The organism is Colwellia sp. BRX10-1 (assembly GCF_014077545.1).
Classification (GTDB): domain Bacteria; phylum Pseudomonadota; class Gammaproteobacteria; order Enterobacterales; family Alteromonadaceae; genus Colwellia_A.
In genome coordinates this window covers 174,455-196,222 of record NZ_JACGWC010000006.1, presented here as the reverse complement: position 1 = coordinate 196,222, position 21,768 = coordinate 174,455, and the positions used below count along the sequence as shown (strand labels likewise).

The window sequence follows — 21,768 nt, the reverse complement described above, 5'->3', positions numbered from 1 at the left end:
TATTAATTTTCGTTATTCACCCATCTTATATCCCAAGTTTATTTTTTAATCAAGCTGAATAAAAAGTACGCTTATCATCACTCAATTTAGTTAAAATTTTTATCCAGTTAAAATTCAATAATAAAAGTACGTTATAATAAATATTTGTTATACAACTTAGGATCAAACCTTGAACAAATTTGCAGCCATAATTTTTGTTTTATTATTATCGTGTGGTGCTGCGCTATGGTTTTTAGCCAGTGACTCTTTAAATTTTCATATTAAAAATCAACTTCAAAATATTGGTTCGCAACTAAGCCAACAAAAAGTAACGGTTGAAAACGTAACAATCCATGGGTATCAGGGAACAGGAACCATTAGCAATTTTGTGTTGGCCCCGTCACAGTTATCAAATATTTCGACCGATGAAAAATCAACACTAAGTATTGCCGCCATTCATTTAGTGGTTGATCGTGATAGCTTAAAAGAAGATATTATTCTTATCGAGAGTATTACCATCGATGGTTTAAGTGCTTCAATTTATTACAGCGAAGATGGTGACAGCTTTAAACAACTACTATTAACCGTGCAAAAAAATATAGATCAATTCACCCTCAAAGACAGTAGTGTCAAAAATCAGCAACAAGTTACAACGACGCCACGTTTATTAAAGGTGGCTAAAATAACAGTAAATTCGCCAGTACTTAATTTAATAGGCCATAAAAACGCACCAATAATCACTAAAAAATTACCTCGTTTTGAATTAGAAATTGTTGATAAAGAAACCGGTAGCACTGGTGAAACCATAGGTATTGAGTTATTTGAAAAATTACTGAGCGCATTAAATAACCAAGCAACTATGCTTACAAAAACATTGTAAAGCTTGAAATAGTCTAATAACCCAGCTAATAATAGCTTTACTCTTTTATGTTTTTATCCGTATTGAAAAGGTCATAAAATGCGAACGTCATTAAAGTCAGCAAATCTCATTTGCATCCTTCTTATTAATTCAGTTTTATTGTTATTACCTTTTACAAGTCATGCTCGAGATATAGAAATAACTCCCTTTATCGGGCAAATGTTCAGTGCTGATCTAATTAATAGCCAAAACGGCACAGACCTGGTTGTCACTGATGATAAAAATTATGGATTAGCAATCGCTTGGCAAGATTCACCTAATGGCCAAGGACAAATATTACTTAACACTGTTAGCCATGATTTTATCAGTAGTTCAGATCAACAAGAGCACTCCTTCGATATTACCTACTTGCATTTCAGTGGCGTTACTCAGCTTAAACAGCAAAATTATGTGACGACCATCTCGCTAGGTATCGGTGCCACTTATTTTGAAACTGACAGTAAAGACGAAATTTACCCCTCCCTCACTATGGCTTTTGGCACACGCTACGAACTATCAAAGAATATCGCTCTTGTTACAGAGCTTCGAGGTTATGCAAGTTATATAGAAGAAGATAATCAGTTATTTTGTCAAGAAACCATCTGCCACGCTTTGTTAGAAGATGGTCTGTGGCTTGATGGAAGTATTTCAGTTGGTTTAGCTATTAAGTTTTAGTCATCATTGATAAACCATTTTATTATCAAGGTCATTACTTACTTATTACCGATAGCAAAGATAGAGTAAACCTGCTGTTATAATCAAAACAGCTATCATTGTTAGACCTAGCTGATGTTGCAGACAAAATTTTCATAAATAGCTTCATCTAATGAAAAGCAGGGCTTTAAATTTGATACAGCCGTCGGGCTTGAACAAAAATTTCTTTGGCCGCGATTTTGAAAAGAAGCCGTATTATAAATCACTCGTTGTAAATTAAGTCCGGTAAAGCACTTTAATTACATGCCAACCAAATTTAGTTTTAACAAGATGGGGCTCTAATATTGCACCGCTAAAAGCCACTTTATCAAACTGAGGTACCATTTGACCTCGTTTAAACTCGCCTAAATCGCCCCCTTTTTTACCCGATGGACATGACGAATGTTTTTTAGCTAATGTTTGAAACTTAGCTCCTTTAGCTAGCTGCTTAATAATATCTTCTGCAATTTCTTTATGTTTAACCAAGATGTGAAGTGCATGCGCTGTTGCTGCCATATTGAAACCTTTTTAATACTGTCTAATAAACACGCATATTATAGCGGATCATGACTAATCTATTCGAATATTATCTTTCGGAAAACAAAAAGCCCCGACTCTTTCGAATCAGGGCTTTCATATAATGGTACCGCAGGACGGACTTGAACCGTCACTTCTTTCGAAACCGGATTTTGAATCCGGCGTGTCTACCAATTCCACCACTGCGGCTTAAATATTTTTCGTAGTAACTACCAAAAATTTAAACTGTTTATCAATAACGCCAGTGCGTTAATGAATCTGTTCGGCATTATACGAAAATAACTTTATTAAGCAATAGTTTTTATCAATCGTTGGTGTGTATGTTTATTATTTGGTCGATTTGGAGGGATTTGAAAGTTTAGAGCATTAAACACCGACTTAATTAATGCTTAGGTGACTGTTCCCCTCCAACAATGCGATTATGTATAGCTCGCAACACTCAAGAAAAACCTTGCCTTCATCGGCTATTGTATCGAAATTTAAATAATTTTAATCAAAATACACGGGGCAATATATAAACAAGTCATTTGATGCCAATCTAAAATCATTCTTGTGTGATATAACATAACTATGGAAAAAGCTTAGTAACAATTTACTTACTGTAAATTGACAATTCCATATGGAGAAATATTATGAAAACCTTAATAAACAATTCTAAAAAAGTACTTATCCCCTTAATTATGGGAAGTATTTTTGCTGGAAATGTTATGGCCGCAGGCACCTATGCGGTTGAACTTGGCGAAGCAGGTACTTTCACCATATTGAGTAAATCTGGAATTACTGATGTTTATCCGTCTGCTGTTACCGGTAATGTCGGCACTAGCCCAATTACAGGCGCTGCGCTTTTACTCAATTGTGATGAAGTAACCGGCGTTATGTATACGGTTGACTCTGCTGGTCCACTGCCCTGCTCAATAAATTCACCTTACCTTTTAGGATTAGCAGTCAGTGATATGGGCATTGCCTACAATGATGCTGCAGGCAGAGTTCCTGCTGATCATACCGAACTTGGTGCGGGTGAAATTGGTGGCCTAACACTAGCACCTGGCGTTTACAAATGGTCTTCAGACGTCAATATCAGTACAGATGTTACTTTTAATGGCACTATGGATGATGTTTGGATCATGCAAATATCAGGTAATTTAAATCAGGCAAATGCCAAGCGCGTTACTTTAACGGGTGGCGCTTTAGCCAAAAATATTTTCTGGCAAGTCGCAGGTTATACCGCACTCGGCACTTATGCATCCTTTGAAGGTATCGTGCTCAGTAAAACCTTGATTTCTGTTAATACTGGAACCACTGTTAACGGGAGACTATTGGCACAAACTGCTGTTACATTGCAAAAAAACACGATTAACGCGCCAACTGAGCAATATGAAGAAGCTCCTCAATAACAACGTAGTGACTACAGTCAAATAGCGTTAACGACATATAAAAGGTAGCAAATTTCAATGCTACTATCATTTTTGTATGTCGTTTTTTAATACTATTTTAGCGATAAAAAACACAAATAATCATCTCTCTTATACTTTAGCTATTGTGTTTGATAAACTGTTAAAAATTTATTATTCACGTGACTTATGACTTTCATTTCATCTCAACATTTCCCCCGTGCTGGTTTTCGCCGCCGCTTAGCTTCCTGGGTATATGATCTTTTAATTGCCATTGCGGTATATATGACTGCTGGCGCAATGTCATTTCTATTGATGTACTTAGGTTTTCACTTTGGCTTATTCGGCTTACAGGGGTACGAACACTTTTCTGATGCTATTGCCAATACGGCTTGGTTAAAGTGGCCAAATGAGTTTTGGAAGCTTGCTTGGGTGTCGTTTTTCTTTATTTGGTTTTGGTCTAAAACCGGTCAAACCTTAGGGATGAAAGCGTGGCGTTTACGTGTGCAAAACCAAGATGGTACTTTGATCAATAAGGTTACTGGCCTAAAAAGATTACTGCCTACGCTATTAGGTTTAGGTAACTTTACGGTGATTTTTGATCGTAAAAACAAATTAAGCTTACAAGACAGGTTAACGGATACAGAAGTGGTGGTTTTAACGTTAGACGCTAACCGCGGTCGTTTGTAGAGTACTCCTGCTAATAAGGGGCAATAAAAGTGAGGCATGATAAATTTGATTATCATGCCCTCTAATCACATTTATCGACTAAAAGGCGCGCAAGCAAAAGTTAACTGGGCCGTTTATTCATTAGATATAACGCTAATGATACAAAGATAAAGCTGGGCATTAACGCGCCAAAAGCCGCAGGCAACTGATACACTAAGCTTAACGACCCTAACACTTCGTTTGTAATAAAGAACAAGATTCCTGTTGCTACTCCCATCATAATTCTTGCCCCCATCGATACTGAACGCAAAGGTCCAAAAACAAAAGACAAGGCAAGTAACAGCATAACCGCAACGGTTAGTGGTTGAACGATTTTACGCCAAAAAGCTAAAACGTAACGACTTGAGTCTTGGTTGTTTTCTTCCAAATAACTTAAGTATTCAGACAAGCCCCGTAATGATAAAGCTTCGGGAGTAACCATAACGACGCCAAGCTTTTCAGGCGTCAAACTCGATGTCCACATTTTTACCTGCGAAGACTCGGTAACCATTTTGTTTTCACTTAAATGGGTATCGACAACATCACGTAACTGCCAGGCATCTTTTTGATAAATAGCACTATCTGCAGATAACCAACTTGACAGTTTTAATGATTTATCAAAGCGGTATATTTGTACATCGTTTAATTTCCCTTTATCTTCTACTTCACCAATATGAACAAAATAATCGCCGTCTTTCGCCCAAGTTCCGTCAGCGGATGAAATTAAGCTTCCGCCTGATATCGCTTGTGCTTTAAGCTGTCTTGCGGCTAATTCACCAACCGGCGCTAGCCATTCTCCGACCGCCATACTGATAAAAACGAGAACAGTCGCTGACTTCATCACTGATTTTATAATGTCTACCCGCGACAAACCTGCCGCTTGCATAACCACAAGCTCACTGTTTGTTGCCAGCATTCCCATACCGATTAAACCACCAATTAGTGCTGACATCGGGAAAAACATTTCAATATCGGGTGGGATTTTATAAAGCACAAATAAAGCAGCATGCGCAATATCATAGTTACCCTTGCCCACGGTTTTCATTTCTTCAACAAACTTAATGATACCACTTAGGCTGACAAAAATTGATAACGTTAATAGCGTTGTAGATGCAATAATTCGACCAATGTACATGTCTAATATACGCATTATGATGATGTTCCTTTGCGGGTAAAATTGCGAAATAATAGCGGAAGCTTAGCTTTGATTTTCATCCCAAAACTGCGATCTTTTATAAGCAGACTTACGCCTAACACAAGCACAAATAAGTGTACTGGCCATAAACCTAAATTTTTAGGTATTGTGCCCGACTCAACGCCAGAGCGCACCGCTGTGAGCATCAAGAAATAACCTAAAAACAGTAATAACGCCGGTAACATTTTAGCAAATTTACCTTGCCTAGGATTAACAACACTTAAAGGTACGGCAATTAATGTCATGATCAAACACGCAATAGGAAAAGCAATGCGCCAATGACTTTCCGCACTAAAAGCAGCGGTATCTTCCTCAAACAAATCTTGGGTGGGAATAGCCCTTAATTTTCTATTTTTGTGCGCCACTTTTTGATCTTGTATTTGGATATAATACTTATCAAAAAAGACTTCTTTGAATTCTTTACTCTTAGTATCGTTTTGATAACGTGTACCGTCACTCAAGACTAAACGCTGTGAGCCACTTTCTTCCTCAATCACTTGTCCGGTTTGTGCATAAACTAAACTGGCATTAATAATACTTTTATCCGTGGCTTTTTTATCAGGAAGTTGCGCAACAAACACTTTTTCAAAGGTGTTGTCATTACGGTTTTTATCGTGAATAAAAATGACGGCTTTTTCATTACCTGTCGTTTGAAAACGACCAGCAATAAGCGAACTTAACCCCGAGTCTGCGGCTAATTGTTCTTTAACTTGATACTCATATTCTGAGGCCATAGGTGATAGGTATAGCGTAAAAATTCCGGTAAATATCGCAGTCACAATACTTAAAATCAGTGTAACCCGCACTACGTACCATTCACTGACACCACAAGCATGCAATACTGTCATTTCGCTATCGGCATAAATACGCCCGTAAGCCAATAAAACCCCAAGAAATAAACTTAAGGGTAAAATCATTCCCGCTAAGTCAGGTATCTTTAAACCAATAAAGACCATAACCAAGTGTCCGGGGATCCCTCCTTCGGCAGCATCGTCAAGAATACGAACAAATTTATTACTAATAAAAATGGTCATCAGCACTAAGAAAACCGCTAATTGAGTTTTAGCGACTTCTTTAAGTAAATAACGAAAGATAATCATAAGAATTCCCTATAAAAACATCGTTTTTTTCTGACATCTGCTCTATTTTTAAGTAAACTTGTCGTTTTCATAAGTAATATTAATTTTTGCTCTGAGGGGAATTCGCTTGCACCAAGCTATAATTATAGCCTGTAGCTGAATACTTTTAAAAGTAAGCATAACGATTATTTATAGATTTAAACAAGTTTACTCGTAAATTTCATTTAAAAACAGCTTGTTTTTGTACGAATTAGGAGAGCTCATGGAGTTCAACGTAAAAAGTGGTAGTCCCGAAAAGCAACGTAGCGCCTGTATTGTCGTTGGCGTTTTTGAACCTCGCCGTCTTTCAGCGATTGCTGAACAACTTGACGAAATTAGTGAAGGCTATATCAGTAACTTATTGCGTCGCGGTGATTTAGAAGGTAAATCAGGGCAAATGTTACTGCTTCATCACGTGCCTAATATCTTAAGCGAACGTGTTTTGTTGGTCGGTTGTGGTAAAGAACGTGAACTTGATGAACGTCAATACCGACAAATTATCAGTAAAACTATTAGTACGTTAAATGAAACGGGCTCGATGGAAGCTGTGTGCTTTTTATCAGAACTTCATGTTAAAGGTCGCGATACCTATTGGAAGGTACGCCAAGCCGTTGAAGCGACTCAAGACTGTTTATACAGCTTTGACGGATTAAAAACGCGTAAAGTTGAAGCACGCCGACCTCTACGTAAAATGGTTTTTAATGTACCAACACGTCGAGAGTTACCGATGGGCGAACGCGCTATTTCTCATGCGCTTGCTGTCTCTGAAGGTATAACAACCTGTAAAAATGTTGCTAATATGCCGCCAAATATCTGTAACCCAGCATATTTAGCAGAACAAGCTAAGATTTTAGAAAATGATTACGACAATATCAGCACCGAAATAGTTGGCGAGAAAGAAATGGAAGAATTGGGTATGAATTCATACCTTGCCGTTGGCCGAGCTTCACGTAATGAATCTATTATGAGTATTATTAAATATAATGGTGCTGGTGATGATGTTAATCCGATAGTTTTAGTCGGTAAAGGTGTGACTTTTGATGCCGGTGGTATTTCTTTAAAGCCTGGCGAAGCCATGGATGAAATGAAATATGACATGGGTGGCGCAGCGGGTGTTTTAGGTGCTATGCACGCCCTAGCAGAATTACAGTTGCCGATTAACGTTATTGGTGTTTTAGCCGGTTGTGAAAATATGCCCGGTGGCGATGCTTACCGCCCTGGTGATATTTTAACGACGATGTCAGGACAAACGGTTGAAGTATTAAATACGGATGCAGAAGGTCGCTTGGTTTTATGTGACGCGCTGACGTATGTTGAACGCTTTGATCCTGAACTTGTTATCGATGTAGCAACCCTTACCGGTGCCTGTGTGGTTGCCTTAGGTAAACATGCATCGGGCCTGTTGAGTACGCACAACCCATTAGCACATGAGTTGTTAAATGCCTCTGAACAAAGTGGTGACCGCGCATGGCGTTTACCGTTATGGGAAGAATATCAAGAACAATTAGAAAGCCCATTTGCTGATTTTACCAATTTAGGTGGCAAAGGCGCAGGTACTATTACGGCTGCCTGTTTCTTAGCGCGTTTCACTAAAAAGTACCACTGGGCACATCTTGATGTTGCCGGTACGGCCTGGCGCAGCGGTGGCAAAGATAAAGGCTCTACTGGTCGTCCGGTAAGCTTATTGACTCAATTTTTATTGAATCGTGCTGGCGCAGAGCAAAGCGAATAACTCTAGACTAAAAAGAAATAAAAGGAACAACGCAAACATGCAAACACAAGTAATGTTTTATTTGCTTGAAGAAGATGCAAAGCATGAAGCGGTGGCTGAACAGTCACATGCTCATGCTTGTTTGCAGGCTGCTAATTTTTATCGCCAAAATCAGCGGGTATTTATTTACTGCGCTGATCAGCAAACAGCTCACCAGTTAGATGAACTGCTTTGGGCCTTTGAACCTGACAGCTTTGTTCCTCACAATTTACCGGGCGAAGGCCCTAAAAATGGCGCTGCCGTTGAAATTAGTTGGCAACCGCCCACTAACCGACGCGCTATTTTAATAAATTTAACCAGCACAGTGCCTCACTTTGCTAATCAATTTTCACACATTGTTGACTTTGTACCCAGTGATGAAACCCTAAAACAACAAGCTCGAGAGCGCTATAAAGGCTATCGTCAATGGGGATTTCAAGTGGATAATCAAACCGCGCCACAACCGTCACAGTCAATTAATGCACTTTAATCAAGTTAAGTAGTCATCCCCATGGAAAAAACATTCAATCCTTCAGAAATCGAACAGTCTCTTTATCAAAGTTGGGAAGAGCAAGGTTATTTTAGCCCTACAGGTGAAGGAGATGGCTATAGCATTGCTATACCACCACCAAACGTTACCGGTAGTTTGCATATGGGACACGCGTTCCAACAAACTATTATGGATACCTTAATTCGTTATCAGCGTATGCAAGGTAAAAATACTTTATGGCAAACCGGAATGGATCATGCGGGTATTGCCACACAAATGGTGGTAGAACGTAAAATTGCTGCCGAAGAAGATAAAACTCGTCACGATTACGGTCGTGAAGCTTTTATTGATAAAGTATGGGAATGGAAAGACGAGTCTGGTGGCACGATTGGCAAGCAAATGCGCCGTTTGGGTAACTCTATCGATTGGTCTCGCGAACGTTTTACTATGGATGATGGCATGTCTGAAGCGGTGCAAGAAGTTTTTGTTCGCTTATTTGAAGACGACTTAATTTATCGTGGTAAACGTTTAGTTAACTGGGATCCAAAATTCCATACCGCTATTTCTGATTTAGAAGTTGAGAACAAAGATAAAAAAGGTCACATGTGGTACTTACGCTATCCTTTGGCTAATGGCGTTAAAACCGCTGAAGGTAAAGACTACTTAGTGGTAGCGACAACTCGACCAGAAACTGTTTTAGGTGATACCGGTGTCGCGGTAAACCCTAAAGATGACCGTTATAAAGATCTGATCGGCAAACATATTTTATTACCTTTAGTTAATCGTTTAATCCCTATTGTTGGCGATGACCATGCTGATATGACCAAAGGTTCAGGTTGTGTGAAAATCACACCTGCACATGACTTTAACGATAATGAAGTCGGTAAACGTCATAATTTGCCATTAATCAATATTTTAGATAAAAATGCTGCTATTTTAGCAAGTGCTGAAGTTTATAAAAATAACGGCGAGCATTCTGATGCCTACAGCACTGAATTACCAAGTGAATTTGCAGGGCTCGACCGTTTTGTTGCCCGTAAAGCCATTGTCGCTAAATTTGACGAGCTAGGTTTACTTGTTGAAGTAAAAGATCATGATTTGGTCGCACCTTATGGTGATCGTTCAGGCGTGATTATTGAGCCATTATTAACCGACCAATGGTATGTTCGCACCGCGCCTTTAGTGGGCCCTGCCGTTGACGCGGTAGCAACGGGTCAAATTGAATTTGTGCCTAAACAGTATGAAAATATGTACAACGCTTGGATGCGTGACATTCAAGACTGGTGTATTTCTCGTCAGCTTTGGTGGGGACATAGAATTCCAGCCTGGTACGATGAAGATGGAGGTGTTTATGTCGGTAGAACCGAAGCTGAAGTGCGTGCTAAATACACGTTAGCGGCAGATTTTGTCTTAAAGCAAGACGATGATGTACTCGACACTTGGTTCTCATCAGCATTATGGACGTTTTCTACCTTAGGCTGGCCAAGCAATATGGAAGATCTTAAAAAATTCCATTCAACTGATGTACTTGTTACTGGCTTTGACATTATTTTCTTCTGGGTTGCCCGCATGATCATGATGACCATGCATTTCATTAAAGATGAAAATGGCCAACCACAAGTACCGTTCAAGAAAGTCTATGTTACCGGTCTAATTCGCGATGAAAATGGCGATAAGATGAGTAAATCAAAAGGCAACGTTGTCGATCCTCTTGATATGATTGATGGCATTGCCCTTGATGAGTTATTAGAAAAACGCACCGGCAACATGATGCAGCCAAAATTGGCGGCAAAAATAGCTAAGCTAACCAAGAAAGAATACCCAGCAGGTATTGAAGCTCATGGTACTGATGCATTACGTTTTACCTTAACCTCAGTTGCATCAACAGGCCGTGACATTACCTGGGACATGAAACGCTTAGACGGTTACCGTAATTTCTGTAATAAATTATGGAATGCGAGTCGTTACGTGTTAATGAATACCGAAGAGCAAGACTGCGGTAAAGTCGTTAATGGTCAACAAGGTGAAATGGAGTTTTCATTAGCTGACCGTTGGATATTAGGTCAATTCCAGCAAACCGTAAAAACTGTCCATGAATCTTTTGAAGCCTTTCGTTTCGATTTAGCTTCACAAGCACTATACGAGTTCACCTGGAACCAATTTTGTGATTGGTACTTAGAGTTAACAAAACCAGTATTGTTTAAAGGTAGCGAAGCACAGCAACGTGGTACTCGTCATACCTTAGTGACTGTGCTCGAAAGCTTATTACGCTTGATGCATCCTATTATGCCATTTATCACTGAAACAATTTGGCAACGTGTTGTGCCATTAAGTAACTTTGTTGCTGATAACAAAGGTAATGAAAACGCCAGTATTATGGTCCAGCGCTTTCCACAGTTTGATGAAAGCCAATGTGACCAGACGGCTATTGGTGATTTAGAGTGGGTTAAACAGTTTATTGTTGCTATACGTAATATTCGCGGCGAAATGGATATTTCACCCAGTAAAGAATTACCGGTACTACTTAAAAATGTTAATGCTAACGACCAACGTCGCTTAGATGAAAATCAACAGTTTTTAAGTGCCTTAGCTAAACTTGAAAGTATTACAGTATTAACAGACAAGGACAATGCACCTCTGTCTGCTACTGCTGTTGTTGGTGATTTATCAGTATTAATCCCAATGGCGGGATTAATTGATAAAGAAGCTGAGCTAGCCCGTTTAACAAAAGCGGTCGATAAACTAGAGAAAGACGCTGAGAGAACCCGTGGGAAATTAAGCAATGAAAAGTTTGTTGGTAAAGCTCCTGAAGAAGTTATTAACAAAGAAAAGACCAAGTTAGCTGATACCGAATCGGCCTTAGCCAAGCTTGCTGAACAAATAGTACAAATTTCGGCGTTGTAAGCGTTGTTTATCTTATGATTGATAATAATAATGATTCTCAATCATAAATATCTAATAAAGCCAGCATCTTAGCTGGCTTTTTTATGTCATAAAAAAGTCATCAAATCTTAAGATTTTTATAGGATTTCAAGAAAATATTGTGCTAACATACTTTCGCGTTGAGTTTTTGCGTTTCGGGAGAAGGATATTTCAACTATTTACCTTAATTTAACAAGGTCGATTATTGATTAACCTCAGACGCTACTAGTTTGTGTTATTGGAAACCTTTCTCTGTCTGTACTTTTATAGGTAGAGAGCATTTACTCCGTATATTTCATAGTGGATAATCCACTTATTACTATTTTTTAATTAATGACCTACGGGAAATGTTGACATGTCTGATTCAGTAACTGGTAAAGTAAAATTTTTTAACGAATCTAAAGGATTCGGTTTCATCGAGCAAGATAACGGACCTGACGTTTTTGTTCACTTCAGCGCTATCTCTGGTGACGGTTTCCGTACACTAACTGACGGCCAAGCTGTTACTTTTACTATCAAGCAAGGACAAAAAGGTCCTGAAGCTGAAAACGTAATTGCTTCTTAATAACGACTTATTGTAGTTATTAAAGGATCTTAGGATCCGAATAAAAAAGCGGAACAATGAAAATTGTTGCGCTTTTTTTTATACTAAAATTCAACCCACCACGTTTTTAAAGAACCCACATACCTTCAAACACCCCGTTGCTATCAAAGCCATTAACAAAGTCATTACTAAAGATCATCAAAAAACGCATCAGTGATTGAACAAGAGTATGTGTTCTTATTGCTATGAGTTTATTTGTACGGCTGGGCCGATGAATCGCGTTTTAAAAGAACTTATTGGCGCAGCCATAGTGTTTGTTAATTAATAAAAAGAAGTGAGCTAATGAAGGGAGGTTTACAATAGTGACACCGTTATTAAATAGCGCAGCGGAAACACCCGTGAAAGGTATCAGCAAGGCTATAAAATACGGTGCCTTATTTTAGTTAGTGAGTTATCTCTGCAGAAATGATATCTACAATCGCATCAATATGCATTTCATCGGTATTTAAAGCTGGAATATAATGATACGTTTCACCACCAGCACCAATAAACATATCTCGGTTTTCGTGCACTAACTCTTCTAAAGTTTCTAAACAATCAGCACTAAATGCTGGGCTAATAATAGCGACATGCTTATTATCAGCAGCAAGATCAACAAGCGTTACATCGGTATAAGGTTGTAACCACTCTGCTTTACCAAAACGTGACTGAAAGGTCATCACAAAATCATCCTCGGTAAAGGCTAACGCTTCCATTAATAAACGCGTTGTCTTTGCACAACAACAATAATAAGGGTCACCCTGCTCTAAGAAATACTTAGGCATACCATGAAAAGATAATACTAACTTATCCGGCTTACCATGTTCGGCAATATGCTTATTTACACTTTGCGCAAGGGCCGCTATGTATTTAGGGTTGTCATGATAACCACTAATAAAACTTAGACTTGGGATCCAACGCCACGATTTAATTTTATTAACGACCGCATCGAAAGTAGAACCAACCGTTGGACCTGCATACTGGGGATACAGAGGTAAAGTAATTATCTTACTGACTCCTGCAAGTTGTAATCTGTCTAAAGCATCATCGATTGTAGGCTTACCATATCGCATTGCCAGCTCAACTCTGACATCATCACCATATTTCTCAGTGAGCACTTTAGCGACTTCGTCTTTTTGCTGTTGGCTAATAACTAATAAAGGTGAGCCTGATGGTGTCCAAATACTTTCATAGAGTTTTGCTGATTTTTTAGGTCGAACCCTTAAAATAATACCATGCAAGATCATTAACCAAATAAGTCGAGGTATTTCAACGACCCGAGGATCAGATAAAAACTCGCCTAAGTAGCGTCTCAAAGCTGATGCAGTAGGCGCTTCAGGTGTGCCAAGATTGGTGAGTAAAACACCAACTTTAGCCGTTTTATTATGTATTTCTTTGGTACGGCCGTGAAAACGTCCACTAAATTTAGGCATGAATTCGATACTCTATTTTTTAAATGACGACAAAAAGACAACGGGTAAGCTTACCCTAACACACCAAACAAGAATCAGTTCATCTGATGTGTTAAAAGGCTCAAACCCATACTATATTTAAATTATGGAACGATATTACTAATGACTAAATTTAATTGCTCTGTAGTCGTTACTGGCACATTATTAAGTTCAGCTTTGAAATCACCTGATTTAATACCAGCGCCGCCTGAAGCAGAAACGACTGCATAAATGTGTACCACATCGACATCACTCAACTTAGCTTGTGGCGTCATTGCACTTGCATCATTAAGTACTATGGTTATGGGTAAATCACTCGCGACTAATTTAACGGCGGCAAGAGGCATACGCCCCCGAGAAGTATCTGCAGATATAGCATAAATGAAAACCGTTTTATCATCACCCACTGACAGCAAGGTTTGTATTTCATCACTTAATGTAACGTTAACCGTTAGCTTGGGACCAGCAATACTTGGTTCGATTTGACTGTTAGCATCGTCGGTCATATTGGGTTGGGCTATACGCTTTTTCGCTTCATCAATAACTTCAAGCAATGCTTGCTTATTGACATTCTTTTTATCTGAATCAACAACACGTTGCCAATGAGAAATAGCCACTTGATACTTACCAGCAGTAAAACTATGCATACCGAGTAATATATTTGTGGAAGGATCACTCGGGTCTATCGCTAAAGCCTGATCAATAAATCCTTGCACCCTTGCATCAATTTTTTGCTCGTTCTTATAGTAAATCGCTTGGGCTTTAGCACCAAACACATCGGCTTGCGGGCCTTCAATACGTAAGACTTGGTCATAAGCTTTTACTGCACTGTCAAATTCACCGACGGTGACTAAAGATTGACCTAAAGCGTACCAAGCATCTGAGTTGTCTGGTTCGGTTTTAGTGACATCCATTAAGCGTTTTAATTCATTAATAGTTTGTTGTTCCGCATTAGCCGATTGCTGCATTGGCTCTTGAGGCGTCATTGTTGTCAATTTTTCATAAGTGCCTATTTCAGCATATAGATAAAAACTAAAAGCTAAAATAAAAACAGACAAGCCAACAGGCCAAGCCATAGCTAATACTTTCGTTTCTTGTGGCGTTTTATCTGCAAGATCTTGATTTTCCATGTCTTGCAATAAAGTATTATCGAGCTCTGTTAGTAAATATTGGTAATTCTCATCATCAATATTATTTTGCTGAAAATCTTTTTCTATCTCAGCTTTATGTTCGTGGTATAAGCGCACATTAGTTTCGTCACGCTGAGTATCATCAATCGAGATGTTGTTTTGGTGTTGTTTAATAAATGGTGCCCACACTACTGCTAAAATCAGCAATAAAAAGACAATAATGATAAAGATTAATTCCATGAGACAGCCTTATTTATGCTTTAGAATTTGATCAAGCTTATTTTTTTGATCATTGCTTAATGGTTGTTGGGCATTTTTAACTGGCTTTCGACGAAGAATAATAACGACGACTATCACACCAATAAATAATAGCCCTGCAGGGCCGTACCATAAAAGATAAGTTAAGCTAGAGACCCTAGGGCGATATAAAACAAACTCACCGTAGCGTGACACCATAAAATCAACAATTTCCATATCAGCCTTACCTTGTTGAAGCATGTCATAAACTTCACGGCGAAGATCTGCGGCAATAGGTGAATTAGAATCAGCCAAATTTTGATTCTGACATTTAGGGCAACGTAATTCTTTATTAAGGGCATTAAAACGAATTTCGGTGACCTTATCTTTAAAGACATAAGTATCAACCGGGCTGGCTAGAACAAATGAACTCAGCAAGGTAACAGTCGTTAAAAATACAGCAACTAACAATTTATTGAACATCATTACTGGCTTCCTTTGCTCGTTGACGAAGCTATAAATTCTGCTTCTATTTGAGTGATAAGTGGCTCAAATTCGTTTTGCCAAACTTGTGGAGTTAATGGACCCGCATAACGTTTGCGAATAATATTACTGTGGTCCACCACAAAAGTTTCTGGTGCTGCGTATACACCTAAATTAACACTTAATTTTCCCTCTTCGTCAAAGGCCGAGAATTGATAAGGATTACCTAGCTGGGTTAACCACTTTGCCGCATCAACACGTTGATCATCATAATTTAAACCATAAATAGTAAAACGATTTGTTTTAGACAATTCGTTCAAGTATTCGTGCTCATAACGACACGATGGACACCAAGTTCCCCAAACATTCACCAGTTTTATACCCGGTTTAAAGTCAGCTGTCGTAACAGTTCGATCAGCGTTTAATACCGAGTGTAAACTGAACTCAGGGAATTTTTTGCCAATCAACGCCGAAGGTAGTTCAGTCGGATTAAGCGATAAACCGCGAAATAAAATAGCCCCTAAAGCAATAAACAATATCAGTGGAATTAAACGAATTAACTTACCCATTACGCATTTCCCTGATTATTTGTTGCTAGTTCATCAGCGCTAGCTGTGTTTATTGACTTTTTATTGGTGGTCTTACTGACTTTTTTACGACGGTAGCGCTTGTCTAATATCGCTAAAAACCCACCAAACGACATAAATATTGCACCCAACCATATCCAACGAACAAAGGGTTTGTAATGAACACGAACTGCCCAAGCATTTCCTTCTAAGGGATCACCTAATGCCACATAAATATCACGGAATAAACCTGGGTCAATACCCGCTTCAGTCATTCCCATGGTCTGTACTAAGTATGTGCGACGTTCAGGTTTCAAAAGCGTAACAAAATCACCATTATTGTACACTTCTATCTGACCTTGTTCGGCACTGTAGTTAGCACCTTTCACTTGCTTAATACCTTTAAAAGCGATTTCATAATCGGTATCAGAAATTTGAACTTTTTCATTAATGTGCATTTTTACGTTAGTTTCACTTTCATAAACAGAGACTATCGTTACACCAACGATAGTGATCGCTATCCCCATGTGAGCACAGGTCATGCCCCACTGGCTTAATGTCAGCTTAGAAAATTTCCCTTTGTCATTACCCGAGTTTATTTGATTCGTTAATTCTTTAAGAACGACCAGAAAAACCCAACAGGCTAAGCCTATACCCATACTAACCAAGGGCACAAATTCACCACCGTATAAAAATGGGAAAGCAAGACCAACAATAACGCTGATCACTAGTGGACTCATCATTTGTTTGCGCAATTCACCTTGCTTAGCTTTTTTCCAGCGAATTAACGGACCAATTCCCATGACAACAAAAAGCAAACTCATGATCGGCACAAACACCGCATTGAAATACGGAGGCCCAACAGAAATTTTTCCTAAGCCCATAGAATCAACCAACAACGGATATAAGGTGCCCAATAAAACAGTAACCGTTGCCACAACTAAGATAATGTTACAAATTAGCAGTGCCGTTTCACGAGAATACAAGGCAAAACGACTAAACGTTTGTACTGTACTTGCTCTAAAGGCATAAAGTGTTAATGAACCACCGACCGCAATCGCCAGTAATAATAAAATAAATAAACCACGACCAGGATCTGCGGCAAATGAATGTACAGAAGTGATAACACCTGAACGTACTAAGAAAGTACCCAATAGGCTTAAACTAAAAGCAAATATTGCTAATAACACGGTCCAATTCCTGAACGTACCACGTTTTTCAGTCACGGCTAATGAATGAATAAGTGCCGTACCAACCAACCATGGCATAAAGGAAGCATTTTCTACGGGATCCCAAAACCACCATCCGCCCCAGCCAAGTTCGTAGTAGGCCCACCAACTGCCTAAAGCGATACCTAAAGTTAAAAATATCCATGCGGCAACAGTCCAAGGTCTTGCCCATCGAGCCCAAGCAGCATCTAATTTGCCGCACATTAACGCAGCAACAGCAAAAGCAAAAGCAACAGAGAAACCGACGTAACCTAAATAAAGCATCGGCGGGTGAATAATTAAGCCAATGTCTTGCAGTAATGGGTTTAAATCGCGACCTTCTGTGGGGACCATTGGCCATAAGCGTTCAAAGGGGTTAGAAGTTAATAGCGTAAACAGCATAAAGCCAACGGCTACCATACCCAAGACAGCTAATACCCTAGCAATAAAGGCTTCGTCGATGCCTTTACTGAATTTAGCAACAGCGGCAGTCCAAGCGGTTAGTGAGAAAACCCACAACAACAGCGAACCTTCATGCCCCCCCCATACTGCACTTATTTTAAAATAATAAGGTAAATGAGAATTTGAATGACCTGCAATATATTTGACCGAAAAATCGTCAACGACAAAGCTCCAACCGAGAATAATAAGACTAATGGCTGTAAAGGCAAACATGCCAAAGGTTAAGGGTTTAGCATAGCCGACTAATCGCTCTTGATGACTTGCCAATCCTACTAATGGAATAATGCTTAAACATATTGCAAAAGCTAAACCAATTATAAGGGCGAAATGTCCTAACTCAGGGAGCATTACTTCAGGGATCATTACTTTCTCCGATTCAGCGTATTTACTGAATACAAAAATTATCAATTAAAGACACCATTAATATGGCGTTTTAGTGAGTTTGTTGTTCAATTAACGGTAAATAGCAAGTTAAAGAAAAACAATTCAAACTAAAAATTTTGGTAATTCTAGCACTATATGGTGAGTAATTTCATTAATGTAATACGAAAATAAATGATTAATTTTCTCATTGCTAGGGCTAGCCTTTACCGACCGATATAGTATGATAATACCCAACTTGGTATTACGATCTAAATCAACTCTTTATGTAGCAAAATACGTTAATATTTGTTCCATAAATTTGGTATTTAAATTATTCAAAAAGTGATTCTTTTGGCAAACTCTCAAAATATTCAACCACCGAACGAACGAACGAATAAGCAAGTATTGCTCTGTGCTAACGAATTAACGTGTATTCGTGAAGATAGAATATTATTTGAAGCACTTAATTTTTCAGTATCTAGCGGTGATATTATACAGGTGGAAGGCCCAAATGGATCAGGTAAAACTAGCTTATTACGTATTTTAGCGGGTTTATCTCAACCCTATGACGGTAGCGTGTTATTCCAACAAGAAAATATTGTTGACCATGGCGATGCCTTTCATCAAAACTTACTCTATTTAGGACATTTACCGGGTGTAAAAGGTGAAATGACCGCTCAAGAGAACCTAGTATTTAATCTTGCCTTGCATGGCAATGACATTTCAACAGCAGAAGAAACGTTAGAAAAAGTAAACTTGTTAGGTTTTGAAGATGCCCTTGCTTCACATTTAAGTGCCGGGCAGCATCGCCGTATTGCACTTGCACGTTTATGGCAAAGTACCGCGCCTATTTGGATATTAGACGAACCTTTCACCGCCATCGATAAGCGTGGTGTCAATACATTAGAGCAATTGTTTCTCGCACATGCTCAGCGTGGTGGCTGTGTTATATTGACCACACACCAAGACTTATCATATCCTGAAGATAAGGTGAAAAAAATCACTTTAGATTACCGATTTTATTAGAGATAATAACATGACAACCGTTCATAATTTATCATATACGTCCGCTTTTAGCTTAATCATCAAAAGAGATCTTACAATTGCTTTTCGTCATCGCGACGATATTATTAATCCACTGCTATTTTTTATCATTGTCGTGACTTTATTCCCGCTTGGTATTGGTCCTGAGTCGACAACTTTAGCGCGTATTGCACCTGGTATTATTTGGGTTGCGGCTTTACTTGCGACATTATTATCACTCGACCGCTTATTTAAATCTGATCACGAAGATGGTTCTTTAGAACAAATGATGCTGAGTCCTCATCCCATATTTATATTAGTACTGGCTAAAATTATTGCGCATTGGTTGGTTACTGGCTTACCCCTTATTTTTATTGCACCGTTACTTGCCGTATTATTACATTTAAATGAAAATAGCTATGGGGCATTAATGCTAACGTTATTACTCGGCACCCCCGTGCTCAGTTTATTAGGTGCTATTGGTGTTGCATTAACTGTCGGTATTAAAAAAGGTGGGGTATTACTCAGTTTATTAGTCTTACCGCTTTATATTCCAATATTGATTTTTGCGACTAGTGCCATAGATACTGCGGCAATGAACTTACCTTACAGCGGACAACTTGCTATAATTGCCGCATTGTTTTTTGGCTCGTTAACCTTAGCCCCTTTTGCTGTTAGTGCAGCATTAAAAGTGAGTACTAACTAATGTGGAAATGGCTACATCCTTATGCAAATCCTGAAGTGTCGTATCGCTTTGTCGGTAAACTATTACCTTGGATTGCAAAGATTACGATCACTTTACTCACTATTGGCGTTATCTGGGCGTTAGTTTTTGCGCCAGCTGATTATCAACAAGGTGACAGTTTTAGAATTTTTTATATCCATGTGCCAACAGCTATATTATCAATGAGTATATATTTAGCTATGGCATCAGCGGCTTTTTGTAGTTTAGTCTGGCAGTTCAGGCTGGCTGATGCATCGGCGGCAGCCATGGCACCCGTGGGAGCTGTTATTACCGCTATAGCATTATTTACCGGCGCCGCTTGGGGTAAACCTATGTGGGGAACTTGGTGGATATGGGATGCGCGCTTAACGTCTGAATTAGTGCTACTTTTTCTCTATTTAGGTGTTATTGCTTTACACAATGCCTTTGAGGATAAAAACCTTGCAGGTAAAGCCGCAGGCATTCTATCACTCGTTGGCGTTGTCAATATTCCTATTATTAAGTATTCTGTCGAATGGTGGAATACCCTTCATCAAGGAGCAACCGTAAGTAAAATGAGTGCTCCCTCAATGAGTATGGATATGTTCTGGCCATTTGTTATCTGCTTTTTAGGTATCGCCATGTTGGTAACATTTGTTATTTCTATCCGTTTTCGTACCGAAATATTAGCACGTAATAGTATGCGTCCTTGGGTACGTGAATTGATCACCGCAGAGGGCATTAAATAATGCAGTTTGATAGTATTTCAGCCTTTTTTGATATGGGCGGTTATGCTTTTTTTGTTTGGTTATCTTATGGCGTTAGTGCTTTTTTATTAGCCGCGTTAATTTATAGCAGTCTTAGCAACCATAAAAAGGTTAAACAAAAAATAGCACTTCGTTTACAGCGCGAAAAGAAGTTACGCAAAGCGGCTCAACAAAATTCAGCGCAAGCAGAGCAAACTGATAGCAAGACCGCAGTTTTAAAAAATTTACCCAAAAACTCTAATAAGGTTGTTTCATGAATCCACGTCGTAAGAAACGTTTAACCATCGTTATATCTATTTTAGTCGGCCTAAGTGTCGTTGCTGGATTTGTGCTTTATGCATTAAGTCAAAATATAGATCTTTTCTATAAACCCTCTGAAATATATCAGGGTAAAGATGATACCGGCATAAAACCTATTGACGGCCAACGTCTTCGCATTGGTGGTTTAGTGGTACCTGGAAGTGTTAAGCGTGACCCATCAAGTTTAGACGTGACTTTTGAACTTGTAGATATGAGAATGCCAATAGTTTTTAATGATTCTGACCCTGTCATTAAAGTACATTATGACGGCATACTGCCTGATTTATTTCGTGAAGGCCAAGGTATAGTCGCAAATGGTATGTTAGTTAATGGCAATTTTATTGAAGCCTCTGAAGTATTAGCTAAACATGACGAGAACTACATACCCAAAGAATTAGCTGATGACATGGGTGAAAAGCATCAAAAACCCAGTTACAGTAAAGAACAGTTAGAAAAGAAAACCTACTAGTAAAAAACAAAAACGCTACACCAAGATAAATATTATATTTATCTTGGTGTAGCGTTTTTTATTGTAAAATTTAAACGATTAATCGTTTAGCTAAGCAACATCATAAGCCGAAATAATACGATCACCGATTTTATTAAGAATGTTAATCTCACCTTCACAAACAGCAATAATCGACTTACCTTTCTTAAAGCTTTCAGGAATAACCACACGCCCTTCTGCAGATTGTAAAAATGATTCAATCTTATGTAAAAGTTCTAGGGAATCATCACTGTAATAAATCAAGGTTACTATCTTTTCTTGGTAGATTTGCATTATTCACTCTTATTATTGTTGAGTTATAAA

At 38.7% G+C, this 21,768-nt stretch carries 22 protein-coding genes and 1 tRNA gene; 13 read left to right on the top strand and 10 right to left on the bottom strand.

Annotated features, from left to right (window positions below; genetic code table 11):
• Nucleotides 1–169: 169 nt before the first annotated feature.
• Both H4J75_RS07875 and H4J75_RS07870 read left to right on the top strand, forming a co-directional pair.
• Nucleotides 170–859, top strand: coding sequence for a hypothetical protein (locus tag H4J75_RS07875; protein WP_182221804.1), 690 nt, complete (start codon nt 170–172; stop codon nt 857–859).
• Nucleotides 860–937: 78 nt separating this feature from the next.
• Nucleotides 938–1,552: a hypothetical protein gene (locus tag H4J75_RS07870; RefSeq protein WP_182221803.1), complete on the top strand. Its 615-nt coding sequence runs from the start codon at nt 938–940 to the stop codon at nt 1,550–1,552.
• Between the two features lie 255 nt (nt 1,553–1,807).
• On the opposite strand, the gene ppiC is transcribed toward H4J75_RS07870, so the two are convergent.
• The gene (gene ppiC / locus H4J75_RS07865; protein WP_070375841.1) at nt 1,808–2,086 is read right to left on the bottom strand and encodes a peptidylprolyl isomerase PpiC; all 279 of its coding nucleotides are present in this window, start codon (nt 2,084–2,086) and stop codon (nt 1,808–1,810) included.
• A 125-nt stretch (nt 2,087–2,211) separates the two neighbouring features.
• Nucleotides 2,212–2,296, bottom strand: a tRNA-Leu gene (locus H4J75_RS07860).
• Between the two features lie 443 nt (nt 2,297–2,739).
• On the opposite strand from H4J75_RS07860, the gene H4J75_RS07855 reads away from it, so the two are divergent.
• Both H4J75_RS07855 and H4J75_RS07850 read left to right on the top strand, forming a co-directional pair.
• Entirely contained in the window at nt 2,740–3,501 is a 762-nt protein-coding gene (locus tag H4J75_RS07855) for an ice-binding family protein (protein ID WP_182221802.1), read from the top strand.
• A 186-nt stretch (nt 3,502–3,687) separates the two neighbouring features.
• Nucleotides 3,688–4,188, top strand: a complete 501-nt coding sequence (locus tag H4J75_RS07850) for an RDD family protein (protein WP_182218268.1) — start codon at nt 3,688–3,690, stop codon at nt 4,186–4,188.
• A gap of 100 nt (nt 4,189–4,288) precedes the next feature.
• Here H4J75_RS07850 and lptG read toward each other — a convergent pair whose 3' ends face one another.
• Nucleotides 4,289–5,356, bottom strand: a complete 1,068-nt coding sequence (gene lptG / locus H4J75_RS07845; RefSeq protein ID WP_220465264.1) for an LPS export ABC transporter permease LptG — start codon at nt 5,354–5,356, stop codon at nt 4,289–4,291.
• On the bottom strand, nt 5,356–6,501 hold the full coding sequence (gene lptF / locus H4J75_RS07840) for an LPS export ABC transporter permease LptF (RefSeq protein WP_182221801.1): 1,146 nt from the start codon (nt 6,499–6,501) through the stop codon (nt 5,356–5,358). Before lptF ends, lptG begins: the two co-directional genes overlap by 1 nt.
• Nucleotides 6,502–6,742: 241 nt before the next feature.
• On the opposite strand from lptF, the gene pepA reads away from it, so the two are divergent.
• The 4 genes from pepA (at nt 6,743) to H4J75_RS07820 (ending at nt 12,246) form a co-directional block, all read left to right on the top strand.
• Complete coding sequence (gene pepA, locus H4J75_RS07835) at nt 6,743–8,251, top strand: leucyl aminopeptidase (RefSeq protein ID WP_182221800.1); 1,509 nt, start codon at nt 6,743–6,745, stop codon at nt 8,249–8,251.
• A 37-nt stretch (nt 8,252–8,288) separates the two neighbouring features.
• Nucleotides 8,289–8,759: a DNA polymerase III subunit chi gene (locus H4J75_RS07830; RefSeq protein ID WP_070375835.1), complete on the top strand. Its 471-nt coding sequence runs from the start codon at nt 8,289–8,291 to the stop codon at nt 8,757–8,759.
• 21 nt (nt 8,760–8,780) lie between these two features.
• Nucleotides 8,781–11,663 (top strand): valine--tRNA ligase, encoded by a 2,883-nt coding sequence (locus H4J75_RS07825; protein WP_070375834.1) that lies wholly within the window; start codon nt 8,781–8,783, stop codon nt 11,661–11,663.
• Nucleotides 11,664–12,036: 373 nt separating this feature from the next.
• On the top strand, nt 12,037–12,246 hold the full coding sequence (locus H4J75_RS07820) for a cold-shock protein (RefSeq protein WP_070375833.1): 210 nt from the start codon (nt 12,037–12,039) through the stop codon (nt 12,244–12,246).
• 422 nt (nt 12,247–12,668) lie between these two features.
• Here H4J75_RS07820 and hemH read toward each other — a convergent pair whose 3' ends face one another.
• The 5 genes from hemH to H4J75_RS07795 all read right to left on the bottom strand — a co-directional run bounded on the left by hemH (nt 12,669) and on the right by H4J75_RS07795 (nt 18,149).
• Nucleotides 12,669–13,697: a ferrochelatase gene (gene hemH, locus H4J75_RS07815; RefSeq protein ID WP_182218280.1), complete on the bottom strand. Its 1,029-nt coding sequence runs from the start codon at nt 13,695–13,697 to the stop codon at nt 12,669–12,671.
• Nucleotides 13,698–13,819: 122 nt separating this feature from the next.
• Nucleotides 13,820–15,085 carry a c-type cytochrome biogenesis protein CcmI gene (ccmI, locus tag H4J75_RS07810; RefSeq protein WP_182221799.1) on the bottom strand — a complete coding sequence of 422 codons (1,266 nt, stop codon included), beginning with the start codon at nt 15,083–15,085 and terminating at the stop codon, nt 13,820–13,822.
• Between the two features lie 9 nt (nt 15,086–15,094).
• Nucleotides 15,095–15,568 (bottom strand): cytochrome c-type biogenesis protein CcmH, encoded by a 474-nt coding sequence (locus H4J75_RS07805; protein ID WP_404842434.1) that lies wholly within the window; start codon nt 15,566–15,568, stop codon nt 15,095–15,097.
• Nucleotides 15,568–16,134, bottom strand: coding sequence for a DsbE family thiol:disulfide interchange protein (locus H4J75_RS07800; RefSeq protein WP_182221798.1), 567 nt, complete (start codon nt 16,132–16,134; stop codon nt 15,568–15,570). Before H4J75_RS07800 ends, H4J75_RS07805 begins: the two co-directional genes overlap by 1 nt.
• Nucleotides 16,134–18,149 carry a heme lyase CcmF/NrfE family subunit gene (locus H4J75_RS07795; RefSeq protein ID WP_182218292.1) on the bottom strand — a complete coding sequence of 672 codons (2,016 nt, stop codon included), beginning with the start codon at nt 18,147–18,149 and terminating at the stop codon, nt 16,134–16,136. Before H4J75_RS07795 ends, H4J75_RS07800 begins: the two co-directional genes overlap by 1 nt.
• A 366-nt stretch (nt 18,150–18,515) precedes the next feature.
• On the opposite strand from H4J75_RS07795, the gene ccmA reads away from it, so the two are divergent.
• From ccmA to ccmE, 5 genes are read left to right on the top strand one after another with little or no spacing between them, the layout of a single operon-like run.
• Nucleotides 18,516–19,190 carry a cytochrome c biogenesis heme-transporting ATPase CcmA gene (gene ccmA, locus H4J75_RS07790; protein WP_404842433.1) on the top strand — a complete coding sequence of 225 codons (675 nt, stop codon included), beginning with the start codon at nt 18,516–18,518 and terminating at the stop codon, nt 19,188–19,190.
• A gap of 10 nt (nt 19,191–19,200) precedes the next feature.
• Complete coding sequence (ccmB, locus tag H4J75_RS07785) at nt 19,201–19,893, top strand: heme exporter protein CcmB (protein ID WP_070375829.1); 693 nt, start codon at nt 19,201–19,203, stop codon at nt 19,891–19,893.
• On the top strand, nt 19,893–20,639 hold the full coding sequence (locus H4J75_RS07780) for a heme ABC transporter permease (protein WP_182221797.1): 747 nt from the start codon (nt 19,893–19,895) through the stop codon (nt 20,637–20,639). Before ccmB ends, H4J75_RS07780 begins: the two co-directional genes overlap by 1 nt.
• Nucleotides 20,639–20,914 carry a heme exporter protein CcmD gene (gene ccmD / locus H4J75_RS07775; RefSeq protein ID WP_182218286.1) on the top strand — a complete coding sequence of 92 codons (276 nt, stop codon included), beginning with the start codon at nt 20,639–20,641 and terminating at the stop codon, nt 20,912–20,914. Before H4J75_RS07780 ends, ccmD begins: the two co-directional genes overlap by 1 nt.
• Entirely contained in the window at nt 20,911–21,426 is a 516-nt protein-coding gene (gene ccmE / locus H4J75_RS07770) for a cytochrome c maturation protein CcmE (RefSeq protein ID WP_070375826.1), read from the top strand. Before ccmD ends, ccmE begins: the two co-directional genes overlap by 4 nt.
• 90 nt (nt 21,427–21,516) lie before the next feature.
• Here ccmE and H4J75_RS07765 read toward each other — a convergent pair whose 3' ends face one another.
• The gene (locus H4J75_RS07765) at nt 21,517–21,738 is read right to left on the bottom strand and encodes a TIGR02922 family protein (RefSeq protein ID WP_070375825.1); all 222 of its coding nucleotides are present in this window, start codon (nt 21,736–21,738) and stop codon (nt 21,517–21,519) included.
• Nucleotides 21,739–21,768 lie beyond the last annotated feature (30 nt).

Excerpts from the sequence above, each read along its gene's own strand:
- hemH (WP_182218280.1), bottom strand. The coding sequence starts at position 13,697 with ATGCCTAAATTTAGTGGACGTTTTCACGGCCGTACCAAAGAAATACAT.
- H4J75_RS07850 (WP_182218268.1), top strand. The coding sequence starts at position 3,688 with ATGACTTTCATTTCATCTCAACATTTCCCCCGTGCTGGTTTTCGCCGC.
- ccmI (WP_182221799.1), bottom strand. The coding sequence starts at position 15,085 with ATGGAATTAATCTTTATCATTATTGTCTTTTTATTGCTGATTTTAGCA.
- H4J75_RS07795 (WP_182218292.1), bottom strand. The coding sequence starts at position 18,149 with ATGCTCCCTGAGTTAGGACATTTCGCCCTTATAATTGGTTTAGCTTTT.
- H4J75_RS07765 (WP_070375825.1), bottom strand. The coding sequence starts at position 21,738 with ATGCAAATCTACCAAGAAAAGATAGTAACCTTGATTTATTACAGTGAT.
- H4J75_RS07800 (WP_182221798.1), bottom strand. The coding sequence starts at position 16,134 with ATGGGTAAGTTAATTCGTTTAATTCCACTGATATTGTTTATTGCTTTA.
- H4J75_RS07825 (WP_070375834.1), top strand. The coding sequence starts at position 8,781 with ATGGAAAAAACATTCAATCCTTCAGAAATCGAACAGTCTCTTTATCAA.
- H4J75_RS07780 (WP_182221797.1), top strand. The coding sequence starts at position 19,893 with ATGTGGAAATGGCTACATCCTTATGCAAATCCTGAAGTGTCGTATCGC.
- H4J75_RS07805 (WP_404842434.1), bottom strand. The coding sequence starts at position 15,568 with ATGATGTTCAATAAATTGTTAGTTGCTGTATTTTTAACGACTGTTACC.
- lptG (WP_220465264.1), bottom strand. The coding sequence starts at position 5,356 with ATGCGTATATTAGACATGTACATTGGTCGAATTATTGCATCTACAACG.
- ccmE (WP_070375826.1), top strand. The coding sequence starts at position 20,911 with ATGAATCCACGTCGTAAGAAACGTTTAACCATCGTTATATCTATTTTA.
- ccmB (WP_070375829.1), top strand. The coding sequence starts at position 19,201 with ATGACAACCGTTCATAATTTATCATATACGTCCGCTTTTAGCTTAATC.
- ccmD (WP_182218286.1), top strand. The coding sequence starts at position 20,639 with ATGCAGTTTGATAGTATTTCAGCCTTTTTTGATATGGGCGGTTATGCT.
- H4J75_RS07820 (WP_070375833.1), top strand. The coding sequence starts at position 12,037 with ATGTCTGATTCAGTAACTGGTAAAGTAAAATTTTTTAACGAATCTAAA.
- ppiC (WP_070375841.1), bottom strand. The coding sequence starts at position 2,086 with ATGGCAGCAACAGCGCATGCACTTCACATCTTGGTTAAACATAAAGAA.
- H4J75_RS07870 (WP_182221803.1), top strand. The coding sequence starts at position 938 with ATGCGAACGTCATTAAAGTCAGCAAATCTCATTTGCATCCTTCTTATT.
- lptF (WP_182221801.1), bottom strand. The coding sequence starts at position 6,501 with ATGATTATCTTTCGTTATTTACTTAAAGAAGTCGCTAAAACTCAATTA.
- H4J75_RS07830 (WP_070375835.1), top strand. The coding sequence starts at position 8,289 with ATGCAAACACAAGTAATGTTTTATTTGCTTGAAGAAGATGCAAAGCAT.
- H4J75_RS07855 (WP_182221802.1), top strand. The coding sequence starts at position 2,740 with ATGAAAACCTTAATAAACAATTCTAAAAAAGTACTTATCCCCTTAATT.
- pepA (WP_182221800.1), top strand. The coding sequence starts at position 6,743 with ATGGAGTTCAACGTAAAAAGTGGTAGTCCCGAAAAGCAACGTAGCGCC.